This is a genomic window from Clostridioides sp. LIBA-7678 (assembly GCF_056716065.1).
In genome coordinates this window covers 1,368,629-1,389,581 of sequence record NZ_CP196987.1, presented here as the reverse complement: position 1 = coordinate 1,389,581, position 20,953 = coordinate 1,368,629, and the positions used below count along the sequence as shown (strand labels likewise).

General features: G+C 28.5%; 15 protein-coding genes. 2 read left to right on the top strand and 13 right to left on the bottom strand.

Going from position 1 to position 20,953, the window contains the following annotated elements; genetic code table 11:
* Positions 1 to 12 precede the first annotated feature (12 nt).
* On the bottom strand, positions 13 to 921 hold the full coding sequence (locus ACTG46_RS06705; protein ID WP_479923794.1) for a tyrosine-type recombinase/integrase: 909 nt from the start codon (positions 919 to 921) through the stop codon (positions 13 to 15).
* Positions 922 to 1,177: 256 nt separating this feature from the next.
* On the opposite strand from ACTG46_RS06705, the gene ACTG46_RS06700 reads away from it, so the two are divergent.
* A complete protein-coding gene (locus ACTG46_RS06700) occupies positions 1,178 to 2,002 on the top strand; it encodes an undecaprenyl-diphosphate phosphatase (RefSeq protein WP_054269818.1) in 825 nt (274 codons plus the stop codon).
* Between the two features lie 39 nt (positions 2,003 to 2,041).
* Complete coding sequence (gene lepB / locus ACTG46_RS06695) at positions 2,042 to 2,572, top strand: signal peptidase I (protein WP_054276324.1); 531 nt, start codon at positions 2,042 to 2,044, stop codon at positions 2,570 to 2,572.
* 75 nt (positions 2,573 to 2,647) lie between these two features.
* On the opposite strand, the gene ACTG46_RS06690 is transcribed toward lepB, so the two are convergent.
* From ACTG46_RS06690 to dapG, 12 genes are all read right to left on the bottom strand, one after another.
* A complete protein-coding gene (locus tag ACTG46_RS06690; protein ID WP_479923793.1) occupies positions 2,648 to 4,429 on the bottom strand; it encodes a UvrD-helicase domain-containing protein in 1,782 nt (593 codons plus the stop codon).
* Between the two features lie 361 nt (positions 4,430 to 4,790).
* Positions 4,791 to 7,130 (bottom strand): sensor domain-containing diguanylate cyclase, encoded by a 2,340-nt coding sequence (locus ACTG46_RS06685; protein ID WP_479923792.1) that lies wholly within the window; start codon positions 7,128 to 7,130, stop codon positions 4,791 to 4,793.
* 313 nt (positions 7,131 to 7,443) lie between these two features.
* Complete coding sequence (locus ACTG46_RS06680) at positions 7,444 to 8,259, bottom strand: LytR/AlgR family response regulator transcription factor (protein WP_479923791.1); 816 nt, start codon at positions 8,257 to 8,259, stop codon at positions 7,444 to 7,446.
* Complete coding sequence (locus ACTG46_RS06675; protein ID WP_479923790.1) at positions 8,237 to 10,060, bottom strand: sensor histidine kinase; 1,824 nt, start codon at positions 10,058 to 10,060, stop codon at positions 8,237 to 8,239. Before ACTG46_RS06675 ends, ACTG46_RS06680 begins: the two co-directional genes overlap by 23 nt.
* Positions 10,061 to 10,389: 329 nt before the next feature.
* Positions 10,390 to 11,931: a ribonuclease Y gene (gene rny / locus ACTG46_RS06670; RefSeq protein ID WP_054269964.1), complete on the bottom strand. Its 1,542-nt coding sequence runs from the start codon at positions 11,929 to 11,931 to the stop codon at positions 10,390 to 10,392.
* 151 nt (positions 11,932 to 12,082) lie between these two features.
* On the bottom strand, positions 12,083 to 13,153 hold the full coding sequence (gene recA / locus ACTG46_RS06665; RefSeq protein ID WP_054269812.1) for a recombinase RecA: 1,071 nt from the start codon (positions 13,151 to 13,153) through the stop codon (positions 12,083 to 12,085).
* Positions 13,154 to 13,436: 283 nt separating this feature from the next.
* On the bottom strand, positions 13,437 to 13,979 hold the full coding sequence (gene pgsA / locus ACTG46_RS06660; protein ID WP_054269811.1) for a CDP-diacylglycerol--glycerol-3-phosphate 3-phosphatidyltransferase: 543 nt from the start codon (positions 13,977 to 13,979) through the stop codon (positions 13,437 to 13,439).
* Entirely contained in the window at positions 13,966 to 15,300 is a 1,335-nt protein-coding gene (gene rimO / locus ACTG46_RS06655; RefSeq protein ID WP_479923789.1) for a 30S ribosomal protein S12 methylthiotransferase RimO, read from the bottom strand. The genes pgsA and rimO overlap by 14 nt, the downstream gene beginning before the upstream one ends.
* Complete coding sequence (gene mnmH, locus ACTG46_RS06650) at positions 15,294 to 16,346, bottom strand: tRNA 2-selenouridine(34) synthase MnmH (protein WP_054276318.1); 1,053 nt, start codon at positions 16,344 to 16,346, stop codon at positions 15,294 to 15,296. Before mnmH ends, rimO begins: the two co-directional genes overlap by 7 nt.
* A 2-nt stretch (positions 16,347 to 16,348) precedes the next feature.
* Positions 16,349 to 18,760, bottom strand: a complete 2,412-nt coding sequence (locus ACTG46_RS06645; RefSeq protein WP_479923788.1) for an FtsK/SpoIIIE family DNA translocase — start codon at positions 18,758 to 18,760, stop codon at positions 16,349 to 16,351.
* Between the two features lie 122 nt (positions 18,761 to 18,882).
* Complete coding sequence (locus ACTG46_RS06640; RefSeq protein WP_054269807.1) at positions 18,883 to 19,617, bottom strand: ClpP family protease; 735 nt, start codon at positions 19,615 to 19,617, stop codon at positions 18,883 to 18,885.
* Positions 19,618 to 19,729: 112 nt separating this feature from the next.
* Positions 19,730 to 20,953 (bottom strand): aspartate kinase, encoded by a 1,224-nt coding sequence (gene dapG / locus ACTG46_RS06635; RefSeq protein ID WP_479923787.1) that lies wholly within the window; start codon positions 20,951 to 20,953, stop codon positions 19,730 to 19,732.

Here is a 20,953-nt window from a genome sequence, read left to right as displayed (position 1 = left end):
TTTTATTTATTACTATTTTTTATTTATATCTAAATTATCTTTTTCAATAAGATAATCCACTATTTCGCTATCGACAAAATTTAATACATATTTATATCTAATTGCATAGTATTTGTCACTCCAACCAAGTTGATTTTTTACATCACTTTCATCTGCTCCAAGTCTTAAACTTATTGCTGCAAATGAATGTCTAAAGTCTCTTGCTGAATATTGAGAAAGCCCTGCTAAATCTAAAGCTTTTTTGACTATAAGTCTGACATTTCTATCTGTTATAGAATTACTTTTTTGAGTAGTAAAAATAAAGTCATCATTAGGTATTATTACCTCAGGAAGCCCAGAATAATTCCTATAATCTTCTAATAGTTTAAAGAAGTACGGATGCAACTTAACTACCCTCTCTTTTCTTCCTTTTCCCAGTCTCACGTACGAGTTATCGTTTTCATCTACCATAAGGTCTTTCCACTTCAAGTTAACCAATTCATTTAATAAACACCCAGTAGTAACTAGACAGACTATTATTACTCTATCTCTTATATTTAATTTTGGTAAAATACCTATAAGTTTATTTATTTCTTGTATACTTAGGACATCATCTTTTGTTTTTATTCTTGTTACTGTTGGTTTCTCTACATACCTAAATGGATTTATATCTATGTATCCTTCTTTCTTTAAGAAGTTATAAAAACTATGTAAATAACTATATATCTTTTCACAAGTTGATTTTGCATATTTGGTCTGTATATAGTCTACAAAATTTTTACAATCTTCTTTTGTCGCATAAATCAATTCTTTCCCTTTTAAGAACTCTTTAAACAGTATAACCTTTGATAAATAATCGTGTTTTGTATTTGGGTTTAATTTTGTAGAAAAAACATTAAAGGTTTCGTACTCATAATCATCTAGTATTTTTGTACTATACATAATAACTCCTTTCCTTCTCATAAAATAAAATCGTTATACTTTTACTATACCATATATTTCCCCTTCAAATATACCCCTTATTCAATAGATAAGCTCTAACTTTACTTTGTCAAATTATGAAGGTTTTATGAAAATATCAATCTTCCATTGTGCACTACACAGTACTATGGTATTATAAGTTAGTAAAAGGTGGCATTTTTTTGTTAATATATGAATAAAATATGCTACTATAAATTTGTATTGGAGGTATTTTGGTTTGGAAACATTTAGTTTGCTTGAAGTTTTTAAGGCAGTCATTTTAGGAATAGTTCAAGGAATCACAGAATGGCTACCAGTAAGTAGTACAGGGCATATGATATTAGTTGATGAGTTTATAAAATTGAATTTTTCAGATACATTTATAAGTACATTTTTGGTTGTAATTCAATTTGGTTCAATATTAGCAGTACTTGTTATATTCTTTAAAAAGTTAAATCCTTTTGATAGCTCAAAGAATATTAAACAAAAAAAAGAAACAGTTCGCTTATGGCTTAAAGTTATAATTGCAGTTATACCATCTGGAGTTATTGGAATACTTTTTGAAGATGATATAGATAGATTATTCTTCAATTCAACAGTAGTTGCTATTGCTCTTATTGTATATGGTATAATAATGATAGGACTTGAAAAGAGAAATAAAAGACCTAAGTATAAGGATTTTTCTCAAGTTACATATAAGTTAGCTCTTTGTATAGGATTATTCCAATGTTTAGCTCTTATACCAGGTACATCTAGGTCTGGTTCAACTATAATAGGTGCAGTGTTACTTGGTGCTTCTAGATATGTAGCTGCAGAATTTTCATTCTTCTTGGCTATCCCTACAATGCTTGGAGCTAGTGCATTAAAGCTTTTAAAAGCTGGATTTGGATTTAGTGGATTTGAATGGCTTATTTTAGGTGTTGGTTCTATAGTAGCATTTATTGTTTCAATTGTAGTTATTAAATTCTTTATGGACTATATCAAAAAACATGACTTCAAAGTCTTTGGTTATTATAGAATAGTCTTGGGTATAATTGTTCTTGCTTATTTCTTTCTATTCTAATGTATTCTAATTTAATAACAAATGATAAGGAGAAAAATTATGAGTGTTAAAAAAGAAATATTTGATTGGGCTAAGTCAATAGCTATGGCTATTGTACTTGCATTTGTAATCCTACAATTTATAAGACCTTCTATTGTCAGTGGAGAATCGATGTATCCTACTTTAGACGATAAAGACTATCTAATTTTAAATAGAATATCATACAGAGTTGGTAAACCTGAGAAAGGCGATATTGTCGTTTTTAAAACCAATTTAGTTGATGGCGATACAGGAAAGAAAAAAGACTTAATAAAAAGAGTTATAGCTACTGAAGGTGACAGTATAAAAATATCAGATTCCAAAGTATATGTAAATGGAAAGTTATTAAATGAACCATATATACACAATAATTACACTTCTGGAGATATAGATACAGTTGTTCCAAAAGGTAAACTATTTACGATGGGAGATAATAGAGAAAACAGTAATGATAGTAGATTTCCTGATGTAGGTATGGTTGATGAGGATGAAATTCTTGGTAAGGTTATGGTAAGACTTTTACCTCTTAATAATATTGGAAAAGTGGATTAAGAAAATAAGAGACTGAATTGGTAAAATTTATTTTACACATCTCAGTCTCTTTTAATTTACTTATAGAAGTTTTTTCTAGTTCTCTTTTGATTCTGTGATAATTCTTATTATATCACTTGCATCCTCATTAAAAGTTGTTACTATACTTAAATAATCAGTTGCTCTACTCATAGCCAAATAAACCTTATTTAAATCTCCCACAAAGTCATTTACTTGGTAATCTTGCTCTGTATCATTTATAGTTTGATTGTATAACATTTCTAGCTCACATATTATCACTGCTTTGTATTCCAAATTCTTTATAGAATATATATTTGCTATTGTAGTTCCTACCTTCTTACTTATATTTGTCAGATTGTCTTCTGCACATATATAAGGAATTTTTGCTTCTTCTAAAGCTTTTTTTAGCATGTATTGAAAATAAATAGTTTTTCCACTTTTTAACTTTTTCTTATTGTAAGGATATACAATAGCAACTTCAGAATAATCAAGCCCCTTTTTACTTATCAGGTATTCAATTTCCCATATTACAGAACTTATCTGGTCATCAAGGTCACTTACCTTTATTATATCAACAGATTTATTACCACTTCTAAGTGCTTCGGTATTAAAAAAAGTATTAAACTTTGTATTTGGTCTTAATTCATTAATATATGAGTTAGAATTATTTGAAAATTTATTTGCAAAATCTACAATCTCTTTAGCTTGTCTATAATTTCTGCTTAAGATAAGCTTATCATCAAACTCTATATTGCTATATAACGTTTTAAATATATTTAATCTATTAGAGATATTCAAAGAATTACAAGAACACACATTAAATATAAATTTGGTTTTATATAAAAACTCTCTTATAAAATCTATCTCATAATCTAAAAAACTTTCTGCTTCATCAACAAAAATGGCTTTAAACATATTTTTATTTTTTATAATGTTCTGTGCTTGTTTTACTAGATTATTAAAAGTTTTTTCATAATCATTTTTTAACATATTGTAGTCTACAATTAAGTTGTATTTTTTAGCGAGTTTAAATATAAAAGAACTAAATGTATGGACTTCTAAATTATTATTATCTTTATACAATAGCTCTATCCTCTCTCGAAGCTCATTGCATAATTGCTTTGTATGTGTAAATATGATTAATTTATGATGTGGATATACTTTTGCTAGCTTTATAGCTCTTGAAAGCATAATTGCTGTCTTTCCTATACCAGAACCACCTTCAATAAGTGTATTTCCATATTTAATAGAAACAGCATCTTTAATTTGAACTTCTTCCATCATAGTTGCTGTATACTTATAGTCATCATTATAGAAAGAAATCTTTTTAAATTTTTCATTTAAATGAAGTTTATCATTTATTATATAGTACTCTGAGCATATATCTAATAAAAATAAATTTAAATTTATTTCATCGTTTTTTTCACTAAGAAATTCATCTAGTGAACCTTTATTCATTATATCTTGAAGCTTATTTTTATCTATTATATTATTATTAACAAATTCTCCAAACTCATATGCTTCTTCTACTTCAACATATGGCATAATGTAAACGTAATTATAGCTTATATTTCTATTCTTTTGTCCCATTTTTAGTTTCAAAAGCTCATATTCCTCATTCATAACTTCAAGTAACTCTTCTTCCAAAATAAAAAATATATCTTCTGTTGTATCCATAAATTTTATAAATAAAATTTTTCCATTTTTGACATACAACAAATCAGTATTTATTCCTTTAAAAGGAGTAACTTTTGGCACTACTTTAACGTCCTCATTGATATCTCCGTAAAATAATTTCTCGAATTCTTTCAATTTTAGGGCGTCTAACTGAGAGTTTATATTTATGTATTGGCTCACTTACATTACCTCCTTCTGTTATACTTAATTATACCATTTTGAACTATATTTTTATATATACTTTTTATAGGCAAATTTAGTAAATAAATTCAAAATAAATACAAATAAATACAAAACTTTTGAAGAAAAGTTGCAATAAGTATAGATATTTATTCTTATAAAATGTTTTATGTAAATAATTAATTTTTAAAATGATAAGTAATATCTTTAAAATGCCAAACTTTATCGTCTAAAAACATAAAAATTTATTATTAAAAAATTTAAAAACCTGCCAAAAAACTATCTATTTTTATTAGCAGGTTTTATTTATAATCTTTACATGTTGATACTATTATATTAATTTTTTATTTTACTATAATGTTTAATTTTTATCTTCTGATATAATATTAAGATTTGATATATCTGTATAAATCGCATAAAAAACAGGATAACGATTTTGATATAATTCGTTTACAAACTTACCTTGCATTCTTACAGGAAAAACATGACCATCTGTATGGCAGAAGCGGAAAACTACTTCAAAAGTTTCTCTTTTAGAAATTGCTTTTTCCAATGTATCAGTTACTATTTGCAAGTCATCTTGTAATACTGGTGAAAGAACATCAAAATCTTCAGATGAAACAGATTGTGCAGAATATCCAGTGAATTCAAGCATTTTTTGATTAAAATAAAGTAATTTCAAATTCTCCATGCAAGCAAATTTGACAACACCATCAGTAGCCATTTCTAATAATACCTTTATATCTCTAGGGTCTATGTGAAATGACATGCTATCAGCAGAATCATCTGAAAATACATGATAAGAATTTTTTCCATGACTTTTTGCATAATAAAGTGCTTGGTCTGCTTTTTCATATAACTCAGAATATACATAACCATGTTCAGGATACATCGCTACCCCAATACTACATGTAATAGAAAACTCCATATGTCCAGCAAATCTTTTTTGGTTAATTTTAGAACAAAAACGCTCTAATTTATCTACAAGTACATAGTTATTGGTGTTAAAGTTTTTTATTAATACCACAAACTCATCTCCACCAATACGCCCTACAATATCATCCTCACGAAATTGAGATTTCAACTCCAATGCAAACTCACTTATAATAAAATCTCCAAATGCATGACCATACTTATCATTTACATTTTTAAAATCATCAATATCAAATATTAGAAAAACATGTTCTGAATCTTGATTATTTTTATTTTCTAAAAATGAACTAATAAATTCTTCTGTTACCCCCTTATTGTAAAGACCAGTAAGAGAATCACGTTGAGAACGTTCAAGGAGTAACAATTCTCTATTTTTCTCTTCATCTATATTTTTACGATAAGATATCATACGAACAGATTCATCTGATGTCCAAAAGAAAATTCGTGCATTAATTCTAATCCAGTGATAATTTTCCTCGTCTGTCTTAATTAAAAAATCATAGCTAATATTATTAATTCCACTATTATAACACTTAAGAACATTTTCTGGTAAGAATGTATCTAAATACCCCTGTGCATACTCTTCTTTTATTTGTTCTTTAGCAATTGTATGTAGTGCTTCATCATATGGTGTATTAATATCTAACCCAAAATCATGAAAATATCTATTTAAATCTTCACAACCAGCTCTATTATTAGTGACATCAATCTCAAAAATATTTTCATAAAGTTCTTCAGTAGATTGACTCAGCAACTTTTGATATTCTAATTTTTGGGATACACTAAGCTTCATTATTTGGTTCTTATACTTCTTAAGCACACGTGTAATTGTAAAAAGTACAAATATTATAATCAAAATTATAATTGCAATTCCTTTTAGAAATTGTGTTTGAAATTGCTTACTCATTATAGTCAAATCATTTTCTAAAACAAGATGCCATTTTAAACTAGATATATATTGACATACAACATAACTTTTTGATTTTTCAGATGAATTCCAAAAACTCTTTTGTTCTTTTTTATTATTTAGTATTAACTCTTTTGAATCAGATAAATCACTACTAGAATTTTCAAAAAAATTTATATGCTCATAACCAGTTTTATCTGATGTTAATTGTACAAATCCTCTATCATCAATTAAACGTGCTACAACATCGAATTTATCATCATATTCTTTAAGCAACTTTTGTAATGAATTAACCTTTAATCCAACTCCTATAATTCCCATAGTTGAACCATCATTATCTTTTATCTTACAGTTTACAAACACTGTAATACTATTATTACTTGCTTCATCATTATCAACATTTAATGAATATTCCTCATTATTCTTTAGGAAATCATAATACCATTGATTCTCAGAATTCTTATCACTAAGATTTCTATCAAGACCATTAAAATGATAATAATTATTCGTTTTGGTCGATACTAGAAAAACAGAATCATATGAGTACTTATTCCTGTATGCATTCAAGTAATCTTGTAGTTTATGAATAAACTCTTCATCATTTAAATGTTCTTTCTCTCCATTTAAAAAGTTTTTTAATAAACTATCATTTGCCATGGTAAGAGACACATTTATAGGCTCTGAAAGGATTTTATCTATCTGATAATAAATACCTTCAGCAGCTAATGTAGATACATGCTCAATATCATTTTTAAAAATATTAGTATTAGATTGATATCCAATTACAGAAGTAGCTACAAAACCAAGAGTAATAATAATACAAACAACAATATTTGTATGTAAAAGTGTATTTTTCTTCATAATCTGTCCCCTCTTTAACCCTCACTTTGGCTTCATTGTATTTTCACCTTCTTTAAATATAATTATTTCAAGTATTAAACTTTTTAAAACTTTAAATTTTTTATATTAATCTATTACTTTTTATAAAAAAACAGAAATATACAAATATCTCATACAAAATTATTTGTTAAAATACTAAAATCATTCTACTAATATAAATGAATTATATTAGTTTTATTATTAATATATATTAATATAATAGACAAAGCACATCTAAAGCACATCATCAAAATTAAAAGTCTAAAAAAATTTATATTTTTTTCAAATATATTATTTATCTTTCACAATAACATTGATTAAAAGTTTTTTGATATAACATTCCTGTAGTCAGTTCTGCCCAACTATAATTTGTCATATATTCTCCAGAATATGTATTCACCGCCATCATATCCCATGTAAGCATATTATAATAATCACAATCAAACTTTGTAATATCTACTGCGATACTATTCCATTTTTTAACTATTATATGTTCGATATTTGCATCTTTCATAGTTTTCATCATATTCGATATTACTGTTTGTGTTTGATTTTGTAAAGAACGATTATATTCTCTATCTTCCCAAAGTACTGCTGCTATTTCAGCAATAGTTACACTCGCCCCTTTTCTATCCACTAAATAAGCAAGTAATTCTTTTGATTTTGCTCTAGAAAAGATTAATGGTTTTTTATCTACAAATACTTCAAAATTACCAAATGTATGAATAAAGATACGATTTTTCGGTTTCAAAGCAATAGGTGTACGTAAATTTTCGATTTCTTTCTTTATTCTTTCTACTGTCACAGGCTTAAGAAGATAACCACTAGCATGTATCGAAAAAGCATCTACTGCATATTCTGAGTAACCAGTTACAAAGATTATATTTATGTTGGGTAAAATATTTTTTGCTAAGAGTGCAAACTCTAATCCGCTCATATCATACATCTCAATATCAAGAAATGCAATATCTACAGAGTGTTTTTTTAAATAATTTAATGCAGACTGAGGTTCATCAAAAAGAGTAATTTCTTCAATCTCAGAAATATATAATAACTTTTCATTCATATTTTTAAGAGCAATTGGCTCATCATCTACAACAATTATATTCATAATTTGACTCCTTTCTAATAGGTATGATTATTGTTACTATTGTCCCTTTTCCTATAAAACTTTCTATGGTTAAACTTCCATTACACTGTGTCTTTAATCGCCTTTTTACATTTTTAATCCCAACATGATTTTTTCCATCATTCATTTTTTCAAGTTCTTTAAATCCTACTCCATCATCTTTTATAACAATATAAATATTTTCTTTATCTCTTGAAGTTGATATTACGATTGTTCCTCCTTCTTTTTTCTTTGTAATTCCATGCCGTATTGCATTCTCAACAATTGGTTGTATGGTAAGAACAGGAATATAAAAATCAGTAGTTAGAAGTTCATACTTAATTTTTACACGTTCTCCAAAGCGCAATAACTCTATACACAGATAATTTTTTAGATGTGATAATTCTTTATTAAAAGGAATCAATTTTTTTTGTGTAAGAGAATCCATATTTCCACGAAGATAAGAAGAAAATTTTTCTACTGCTTCACATGCCATATTAGAATCATGCTTACACAAATACTGAATAGTATTAAGTGCATTATACAAAAAATGGGGTTGTATTTGGCTAAGCATTATAGAAATTCGATTTTCCATCAATTCATTTTCCAATTTCTTTTGAAGCTTCTCTTTTCTTTTTATGGATAGCATAATATGTCCAATTTGAAATATAATAGTAGTTAAAAAACCCACACAAAAAAAGGACAATTCTCTAATATATATAGTATAGTAATTTGCTATTTCCAGAATACCGCCAATCACTACTGGTAAGTATGTAAACAGTGCTATTTTAGCATCAATTGCTCTATATAATATAATTTCTATAACTAGACATCCCATACCAAGTAGTACAATTAAGATACACATAATATTTTGTACTATAAGGAATTCATGTAAATCATATATTCGTAATATTTGAAGAATAACACAAAGTAATATACTAGTCATTATTCCATACACACCTATATTTATAGTTTTCGACCTCCACCCAGTTAAATAAGTAGCTAGATAGAGCGTGCCAAAAGTAGGAAGAAAAAATTGTGTAAGTAACTCTAAAATACCAACTAGAGTTGGAGATTGAATTATAAAAGTAAGTACGTTAAAATCTGCTAGACACCAAATTCCTCCAGCTATAGCAAACCATGACAATAAAAAAATCTGACGTGTTAGCTCACTTTTCAAGCAAAATAAAATAATACTTGCAATTAGACCAAATAGTCCAAAAGATATTGTTAACATTGTGAACATAAGACCAATCTTATTTTCATGAAGCACACTAACAATTAAATCGCCTTTAGAGCCAATCTGCATTTCATCAAAAAAACATACTAATTGTAACGCTCTACCACTAGAGTACACTCGTTGTATGGTTATTTCTACTAAGTCATTGGATGATATGCCACTTGATTTAAATCCTGTCCACATATGTCCTGTAGATTTAGTCAGCGTATTATTTGCATTTATACTATTAGTAGAAAACACTTCCTTATTAGATACTCTAATATTAACCTTCAAATGACTGATATGTAGTAAAAGAGTTTGTCCTGCTGGAATATCTTTATTAAAATGACCACGTAAATAAATAGTTTCTTTTCTTATATTCTTAAGTGAATCTACATCAATAAAAGGTTTGAATTTTCCAGACTTAGGTACTTGATATTCTCCAATAAATGAAACTGGAATAAGATTATTTTTAAAATTTGGATGATTATCCGCTTTTGAAGCACAAATAAGTAGCAATATCACTGACAAAGTTAGTATTATTGGCAAATAAAATGTATTCCACCTAGATGTTTTCTTTCCCACAATAGTTTCCTCCATAAAATAAATGCTAATTTTCTTATATATTTAAATATATAAGAAAATTATATGACTTAAAAACATTTATTTAAACATAATATATTATTTTATCATTTTATTATATCAAACAAATTTAAATAATTATATAAACAATACATATATAAATATTTATTTTATCAATGCTTTATAATTAATATATTTATCTATTATATTAATTCCATATACTGGTAAATATATTTTTTATAATTAAAAAGCCACAAGATATATTATTTATATCTTGTGGCAAATCTAAAATTCTAAAAATATTTTTTATTATTATTTAGATATTATTTCTTTTATTTGGCGTACTCTATAGCTCTTGTTTCTCTTATTATACTTACTTTTATTTGTCCAGGATACTCAAGCTCATCCTCTATTTTCTTAGTCATATCTCTAGCTAATAAGTGTATCTCTTCATCATTTATAGCCTCTGGTTTTACCATTATTCTGATTTCTCTACCAGCTTGTATAGCAAATGATTTTTCTACACCTTCATATGAATTAGCTATTTCTTCTAGCTTTTCAAGTCTCTTGATATAAGCTTCTAAAGTTTCTCTTCTAGCACCAGGTCTAGCAGCTGATATTGCATCTGCTGCTGTAACTAATACAGCTTCTACAGTCTGAGGTTCATAATCTCCATGATGAGTACTCATTGCATGTATAACTTCTTTAGATTCTTTATAACGTCTAAGTAAATCCATACCTATTTCAACATGTGTACCTTCCATCTCATGGTCTACAGCCTTACCTATATCATGTAGTAAACCTGCTCTTTTTGCTAATCTAATATCTGCTCCTATTTCAGCAGCCATTATACCAGCTATATGAGCAACTTCTATAGAGTGTTTAAGGACATTTTGTCCATAACTAGTTCTATAGTTAAGTCTGCCTAATAATCTTATTAGTTCTGGATGAATTCCATGTACACTAGTTTCAAATGCAGCTTGTTCACCATATTCTTTTATAATATTGTCAACTTCTTTTCTTGCCTTTTCAACCATTTCTTCAATTCTAGCTGGATGTATTCTTCCATCTGCTATTAGTTTTTCTAGAGCAATTCTTGCAATTTCTCTTCTTATTGGATCAAATCCTGATAAAATTACAGCTTCTGGAGTGTCATCTATTATAAGGTCTATACCTGTTAAAGTTTCTAAAGTCCTTATATTTCTACCTTCTCTACCGATTATTCTACCTTTCATTTCATCATTAGGTAAGTTTACTACTGTTACAGTAGTTTCTGCTACGTGATCTGCTGCACATTTTTGAATTGCATATCCTATAATTTCTCTTGATTTCTTATCAGCTTCTTCTTTAGCTTGACTTTCTATCTCTTTTATCATTATAGACATTTCACGTCTTACATCTCTCTCTGCATTTGTTAAAATTATTTCTTTAGCTTTATCAGAAGTAATTCCTGATATACTTTCTAATTTTTCCAATTGCTGAGATTTAATTACTTCAACTTCTTCTTCTTTCTTTTCAACTACCTTTAGTTTTTCGCTGAGATTTAATTCTTTAGATTCCAAATTTTGTAATTTTCTATCTAAGACTTCTTCTTTTTGTACTACTCTTTTTTCATATTTTTGTACTTCTGTTCTTCTTTCTCTGTTTTCTCTTTCAGCTTCTGTTCTCCACTTATGGATCTCTTCTTTAGCTTCTAATAATTTTTCTTTTTGTACTGTTTCTGAGTCGTGGTGTGCTTTATCTATTATTTCTTTGGCCAAGTTTTCAGCTTGTCCAAGTTTTGCTTCAGATATATTTTTTCTAACAAAATATCCAGCTATAATACCAACAGCTGCACCTATTACAATCATTACTACACTATCTATGACATCCACCTCCTTCGTTAATAATCCCAAAATGTCATCACTATGATTAAAAAATATTCCTAATAATTAAAATTAAATTTAGATATTTTATCCTCACTTAATTTTATAATTTTTTCAACATTGTGTCAAGCTAATAGGGAGCGTGGCATGTCTTTAATTACTAGTTATTTTTTTGTATTTTTACTTCTTCTTCTACAATTTCTTTTGATACTGGGTTACTTGATTCTTCACTTTCTCCAGTTAAGTTGTAAAATGCTCTAACTTTCTCGTCTATTTCATTAGTTAAATCCAAATTATCTTCCAAGAATTTTTTAACATTTTCTCTTCCTTGTCCAAGTTTAGTATCATTGTAACTATACCATGAACCTGATTTTTTAACTATATCTACGTCAGCAGCTATATCTAAAAGGTCTCCAATTTTTGAAATACCCTCTCCATACATTATATCAAATTCAGCTTGTTTAAATGGTGGTGCTACTTTGTTCTTAACAACTTTAACTCTCGTTCTACTTCCTATGACTTTATCACCTTGTTTTATTGTATCTATTTTTCTAACATCCAGTCTAACTGATGAATAAAACTTTAGTGCACGTCCTCCAGTAGTAGTTTCTGGATTTCCAAACATTATTCCTACTTTCTCTCTTAACTGGTTTATAAATATAGCAACACAATTTGATTTTTTAATTGAACCAGTTAATTTTCTAAGTGCTTGAGACATAAGTCTTGCTTGTAAACCTACATGAGAATCACCCATATCTCCATCTATTTCAGCTTTTGGAACTAATGCCGCTACTGAGTCTATTACTATTATATCTATCGCTCCACTTCTTATTAATGCCTCTGCTATTTCTAAAGCTTGTTCACCTGTATCTGGTTGAGATATTATTAGGTTATCAACATCCACGCCCAATGCTTTTGCATATACTGGGTCAAGTGCATGTTCTGCATCTATAAATGCAGCTATTCCTCCCTCTTTTTGAGCTGATGCTACACAACTAAGCGCAACAGTAGTTTTACCAGAAGATTCTGGCCCATATACTTCAACTATTCTCCCTCTAGGTAGACCTCCTATACCAATTGCTATATCTAAACCAATTGCTCCTGTTGATATAACATCTATAGACATAGACGTTGCTTCTCCCAATTTCATTACTGAACCTTTACCAAAATCTTTTTCAATTTTACCTAAAGCTTCATTCAACGCTTTTAACTTTTCTTGATCTACACTCATCTCTATACCATCCCTTCATTTATCTACAAACATTTGTTCTCTTGTTATATATTAATTATATAACATAAATCAAACCTAGTCAATTTAAAAACGCTACTAATGATTATATTTTTATTCATTACTTTTTATTTATAAACCATTATTAATAATTATATACACAAAAGAAAATATTCTTAAAATGAAAAGAGGTATACTATAATAGTATACCCTTTTTTACATTTTTAAAATTTTTAGTTGTTATTTTTTATTAATTAATCAATTATTTTTTCTTTATAAGTCATTTTTACTTAGAAGACATAAAAAGCTCTTTATTTTTATATAGGTATTCCCACCCTGAATATAAAGTAAGTAATGTCGCTATAAGTATAAGAATTCCACCCACATTTAAGATTAATCCACTCTCAAACTGAGCTCCTATCAATAAAAATACTATTGATACCATCTGAGTTATAGTTTTAAGTTTTCCACTGTTACCAGCTGCTATTACCTTACCATCTGCAGCTGCTATAGCTCTTAATATACTTACTGTAAGCTCTCTAGCTACTATTATAATTACCATCCAACTACTTACAAGATGGTCTTCTATCATACATGTAAGTGCAGAAATTACTAATAGCTTATCTGCTAATGGGTCCATAAACTTTCCAAAGTCAGTAACCAAGTTGTATTTTCTAGCTATTTTTCCGTCTAATGCGTCAGTAATTGAAGCTATTATAAAAATAATACAAGCTATTAAAAACTTGTTTGGTACATTGAGTAACATAATTAAAACAAATACTGGTATTAAAAAGATTCTAAACAAAGTTAATTTGTTAGGCAAGTTCATATAATACATCTCCCATTAAATCGTATTCCATTGCATCATTTATTTGAACACTTACGAATTCTCCTACTTCAAGATTGTCCACACTTTTTACATATACTATACTGTCAATTTCTTCTGCATCACCTTGTGTTCTTCCTGTATATACATTATCTTCTATCTGCTCTTCTATTAAAACATCATATATCTTTCCTATTTTTTCATCATTAAGTTCTTCAGATATTTTTTGTTGAATCATCATTAAAGTATCTCTTCTTTGTACTTTTATTTCCTCATCTATATGATTAGGTAATCTATCTGCTGGTGTATCTTCTTCTCTTGAATATGCAAATGCACCAAGTCTATCAAACTTAACTTCTTTTACAAAATCCACAAGTTGCTTAAAATCATCTTCTGTTTCACCAGGAAATCCTACTATTATTGTAGTTCTAAGTATTGCATCTGGTATATTACTTCTTATAAGATTTATTTTATTTAATATATCTTCTTTACTAGTTTTTCTATTCATTAATTTTAAAATATTATTACTTGCATGTTGAATTGGCATGTCAAAGTAACTACATATATTATCGTGTTTTTTTATAACTTGTACCAATTCTTCTGTTATAGATTCTGGATATGAATACATAACTCTTATCCACTTAAATCCATCTATCTTTGCAAGTTCTTCTAAAAGTTCTGGCAATTTTTCTTTTCCATACAAATCAAAACCATATTTGGTTGTATCTTGTGCTATAACTACAAGTTCTTTTACTCCAGATTCAGCTAGTTTATTGGCTTCTTTAATTATATCTTCAAATTTTCTACTTCTATATTTACCTCTTAATTTTGGTATTATACAATAAGTACAATTATTAGAACATCCTTCTCCGATTTTTAAATATGCCATATAACTAGGTGTAGATAGGTATCTTGGTAAATCTTCATTAAACACAAACTCTATATCATCAAGACTTACAATTTTATGTTTTTCACTTAATTCTTTAAGTATCTCATCTATGTTTTGATAGCTCCCTGTACCTACTATAGCATCTATTTCTGGAATTTCAGCTTTTAATTCTTCAGAATATCTTTGTGCCAAACACCCTGTTACTATCAACAACTTTAAGTTGCCAGTTTGTTTTAATTCTGCAAATTCTATTATTGTATCTATTGATTCTTGTTTAGCCGATTCTATAAATCCACATGTGTTTACTATAATTACATCAGCTTCTTCAAAATCTCCAATTAATTTATAGCCTTTTTTATTTAAAATTCCCATCATTATTTCTGCATCCACTAAATTTTTTGAGCATCCTAATGATTCCAATGCTATTTTTAACATTCCTTCTCTCCTTCCAATATGCTCTCATATAGGTCCATAACATCTTCTAAAGCTTTTTGTGTATCATTAAAGTTTATAACTTTATCGTACTTATACTTCTCTACTGAATGCATATAAAGCGGGTCGTAGTATTCTAAAAGATATCTTTCTACAAGCTCTTTATATTTACCTGATTCTAATAACTCAATATAGCCATCTACTACTTTATTACCCAATCTTTTTCTAAATTTATTTATACATTCTTTTAAGACATCTATATTATCTTTATCATAAATATAGTCTCTACAAAGTCTATTAACTCTATTTTCAATATTACATTCTAATAGTATATGATGTCCTTCTCGTGTCATAGCATCAAAAATCTCATTTGGAACTGTAACGCTTCCAACTCGTTTACTTTCACTTTCAACAAATATATAGTCCTCCTTTGAGAAAAATATACTTTCAAATAACTTAGTTTCAAAATTCTTTTGAGATGGTGGTTTTTTATCAAATGTTATAAAACCAAAAGTAGAACCACTATTTTTAGCTATACCTTCCAAATCCAATACATCTATTCCTTTTTCCACTAATAGATGTAATAAGTCAGTCTTTCCTACTCCAGTCAATCCATGAACAGATACAAAGTTTTTTGTATCCATTACATTTCTTAAATATTCTAAAACAAAGTTTCTATATGACTTATATCCACCTTCAAGTTGATATACATTTACACCTAATGATGATAATACATTTACTATACTTCCACTTCTCATTCCACCTCTTGCACAATATATAACAATATTATCATAATTTGTTGCAAGATTTGCTGCTTGTAGATACATATCTTTTAACTTATACGAGACATAGTCAAAACCCTTTTGTATTGCTTCATGTTTTCCTTGCATTTTGTAGATTGTTCCAACTTCATTATGCTCATTATTTTTAAAAATAGGCATATTAATCGCATTTAATATATGGTCTTCTTCATATTCACCTTCTGTTCTTACATCTACAAATATTACTTTCTCTAGCTTAAGTGCTTCTTCTATTTTTATAACTGACAATTCTATTCACCTTCTAAATTCTGCAAATCTTGTTTGCTTATTAATACCTTTCTCGGTTTACTTCCCTCACTAGCTCCAATTATGCCTCTTTCCTCCATAGAATCTATAAGTCTAGCTGCTCTATTAAATCCTATTTTAAATCTTCTTTGTAACATAGAAGCAGATGCTTGACCACTCTCCACTACAAATTCTATTGCTTCACTCAAGAATTCATCTTCATCACTACTCTTTGAAGTATTAACCTTAGATATAGTTTCAATTATATCTTCTTCGTATTTTATTCCATCTTTAACCTGACTCTTTACAAAATCAATTACTTTTTCTGACTCACTCTCTGATATGAATGCACCTTGAAGTCTAACTGGCTTTGCTGCACCAAGTGGGTAAAATAACATATCTCCCTTACCTAGAAGCTTTTCTGCACCACCCATATCAAGTATTGTTCTCGAATCAGTTTGAGATGATACTGCAAATGCTATTCTAGATGGTATATTAGCTTTTATGACCCCTGTTATAACATCAACAGAAGGTCTTTGAGTTGCTACAATCAAGTGCATTCCAGCAGCTCTTGCCATTTGAGCTAGTCTACAAATATAGTCCTCTACATCATTTGCACTTGCCATCATTAAGTCTGCAAGCTCGTCTATTATTATTACTATTTTAGGTAATTTTTCTTCAGATTTCTCATTATAACTTGTTACGTCTTTTACTTGAGCATCTGCAAAGAGTTTATATCTTCTATTCATCTCAGTAACTGCCCAGTTCAAGGCATTAGCAGCTTTTTTAGGGTCAGTAACTACTGGTATTAATAGATGTGGTATCCCATTATAATTTGCAAGCTCAACTACTTTTGGGTCTATTAATAGTAGCTTTACTTCATCAGGATTTGCCTTATATAATATACTACTTATTAATGTGTTTACACATACACTCTTTCCTGAACCTGTAGAACCAGCTATTAGTAAGTGTGGCATCTTACCTATATCTCCAATTATAATTTTACCTGCAACATCTTTTCCAAGCCCCATTGCAAGAGGAGAATTAAAATTATTAAATTCTTCGCTTTCTAGAACTTCTCTTACTCCAACCATTTGAGCTTCTTCATTTGGAACTTCTATTCCAATTGCACTTTTCCCAGGAATTGGTGCTTCAATTCTTATACTTTTAGCTGCTAAGCTTAGAGCTATGTCATCTGTTAAATTTACAATTTTACTTACTTTGACTCCTGGACTTGGCTGTATCTCATATCTAGTTATAGTAGGTCCAACTGTAACTTGATTAATTTTCGCTTCTACTCCAAAATCTGATAATGTTTTTTCTAAAAGAGAAGCATTTTTTAACACTTTCTTTTTACCATTTTCATCAGATTTCTTATTTACTTTATTTAAGAGTTCAATGCTAGGCTTCTTATAGTTTGAATAATCTTCATTAACTGATTCTGCTATGATACTCATAGGTTGAGTTTTTTCTATATTTAAGTTAGGTTTGTTTATATCAACTTTTTTTTCTGGTTTAATATCTACAACTGAATTTTCATTTGTAGCTTTTTGTAATTCCTTTAAAACATCTAACTCTGGCATACTCTGAGTTCCTTCTAATATTTCTAAATACTCATCTTCTGCTTTATTAAATCCAACTATTTTAATAGTCTTATCATCTACACTATCACCATTTTCTTCTTCAAAATATTCCTCTTCTTCATCCTCATCATTACGACCTTTTGACATTAACCCTTTAAAGAAACCTGGTTTCTTGTTTATAGTGGTTTCATCTACTTCATCAGTCATCATATCTATTGCAGATTTCTTCATATTTGCAATTTTATCTTTAAACGTTAAATTACTGTCTTTTGATGCTTTAGATTTTGATTTTGCATTTGATACCAAATCTTTTATAGAAATATTAAATATAAACATGATAGAAAGTATAAGAGCAAATACACTTATTAACCATCCACCTGCTATACCAAATATTTTACTCATATAATATGCAATAGTAGTTGCTATCAAACCACTACCTTGTCCACTCACACCCATTTTCATAACATCATCAAACATGTTACCTTTTAGTGGACTATCTACAGGAAGAGTTCCTGCATTTAATAATCCATAAAATACAAAGATAAATAAAATAATTATGTAGTATAATTTAGTCTTTCTTAGCCTATATATATATTCATTTCCATCAAAAAATCCTAAAAGTCCTGTTATAATTACTATAAATGGTATTGCTATGGAAAGCCCCCCAAATAGTCCTTTAAAAAGATTCTGCATTAACACAGGTACCCATCCCATAGAGTTAGAATTTAAACTATATAATAAAAATACACCTATAAATATCGTTATTAAATTATGATATTCTGCGTTAAAACTTAAGGTATTTACCTTCTTTTTTTTCTTCTTTTTCGTGGCCATTAATATCACTCCTTATTTTTAGCAAGTTTTACCCCTTCACAGCAAAAAGTGCTAATGCCTTAACACTAACACTCCTACTTTATTACATCATTATATCATAAATTTTATTATTTAAACAAATTTTAATCATTATTTTTTTCTTCATCAGATTCTTTTATAAGCTCTTTTAGTTTTTTAAGAGCTTCCTTTAGTCCTCCAACTTCATCTATAAGCCCATAATCTACAGCTTCTTTTCCTATCAATACACTACCAACATCACTTACAAGCTCATCTTTTTCATGCATAAGTTTCTCAAGTACATCTTTTTTGATATTTGATGTTCTTATTATAAACTGAATTATTCTATCTTGCATCTTTTTAAAATACTCAAAAGTTTCATTTATACCAATCACAAGACCAGTAGTTCTCACAGGATGTATAATCATAGTTGCTGTTGGTGCTATAAATGAGTAATCTCCTGCTGTAGCAAGAGGAACTCCTATACTATGACTTCCTCCTAAAACAAGAGTAACCACTTTCTTAGATGTACTGTTTAAGAGTTCTGCAATAGCTAGACCTGCCTCAATATCTCCTCCAACAGTGTTTAAAACAACTAACACACCTTTAACCTCATTACTCTCCTCAATTGAATATAACATTGGAATTATATGTTCATATTTTGTGGCTTTTTTTTGAGGATTTCCTATAAAATGACCTTCAATTTCTCCAATTATTGTCAGACACTGAGTATCCTTAGGAGGCTGAGGTGGCATTTCATTAGTACCAAATTGCTTTATACACTCTCTTTCTTCACAACTAGATTCTCTTCTACAACTATCTTTATCAAATGGTTCATTATCTTCTCTATAATCTTTCATAAAAAAACTCCTATCAAAATCATATTTAACTTAGTTTTACCAAATAAATCAAATATATTAAGATATACGTAAAATTATTAAAATTTGAATAAAAATAGTTGTATTATAGTGTTTATTTTACATAAAATTGTTGATGTATTGCATGTACTGCTGTGTGCATATCTTCTTCACTAACTAAACAAGATATAGTCATGTTTGAGTCTGATGTTTGTAAAAGAGATACTCCTGCCTTTGATAATCCTCTAACTACCTTTGACATGATACCAGACATTTCATCTGCAATTCTTGAACATATCAATGTTACTTTGGCACAATCTCTATTTATTTCATAATCCAATTCAAATTTATCTAGTATTTCCTTTAAAGCTTTTATATCAGCATCTTCAATAACAAATGCTTTTTCTGATATAAAGAAGTTTATCATATCTATAGTTATAAGTTTATCTTCTATCTCATTTAATACTTCTGTAAACACTTCTTCTGCTGATTTAATCTTAACTTGGGCTACACTATCTTTGTTTGCAACAGCAACATTAAAGTCTTTTTCTTGTTCATATTCTATATTTTCTTCTAAGTGTCTACATAAAGAACCTATTTTTGTACCTTCAAAAGTTGGGTTCATTGTATTTTTTATAGCTAAAGTTATATTGCCACTTTTAGCTAATTGTACTGCTCTTGGGTGTATTACCTTTGCACCTTTATCAGCCATTTGGAATACTTCTTCATAATCTATAAAACTTAATACTTTAGCATTTGGTTCTACTCTAGGGTCTGCTGTCATTATACCATCTACATCAGTGTAAATTTCAACTGTTTCACATTCTAAAGCTTTCCCAATAGCAACTGCTGATGTATCACTTCCTCCTCTTCCAAGGGTAGTTATTTCTCCATCATCTGTTACACCTTGGAATCCAGCTATAACTACAACTTTGCCATTGTCTAAAGCTCTTTTTACCTTTTTAGGATTTATATACTTTATTTTTGCATTAGAATATTCATCACTTGTAATTATACCTGCTTGTTGACCAGTAAAGAAAACAGATTCTATACCTTGTGCATTCAATAAGTTAGCAAGAATCGTTCCTGATATTATTTCACCACAAGACATTATTAAATCAAGTTCTCTCTTATTTGGTTCGTCATTTACTGCACTACACAAATTTATAAGTGTATCTGTTGCATATGGAGCTCCTTTTCTACCCATTGCTGAAACTACTAGTACTAATTGTAATTCTTCATCATTCTCTTTGTATGCTTTTACTATCTTACATACTTCATTCATTTTTTCATATGATTCTACTGATGTCCCACCAAACTTTTGCACTAAAATACTCAT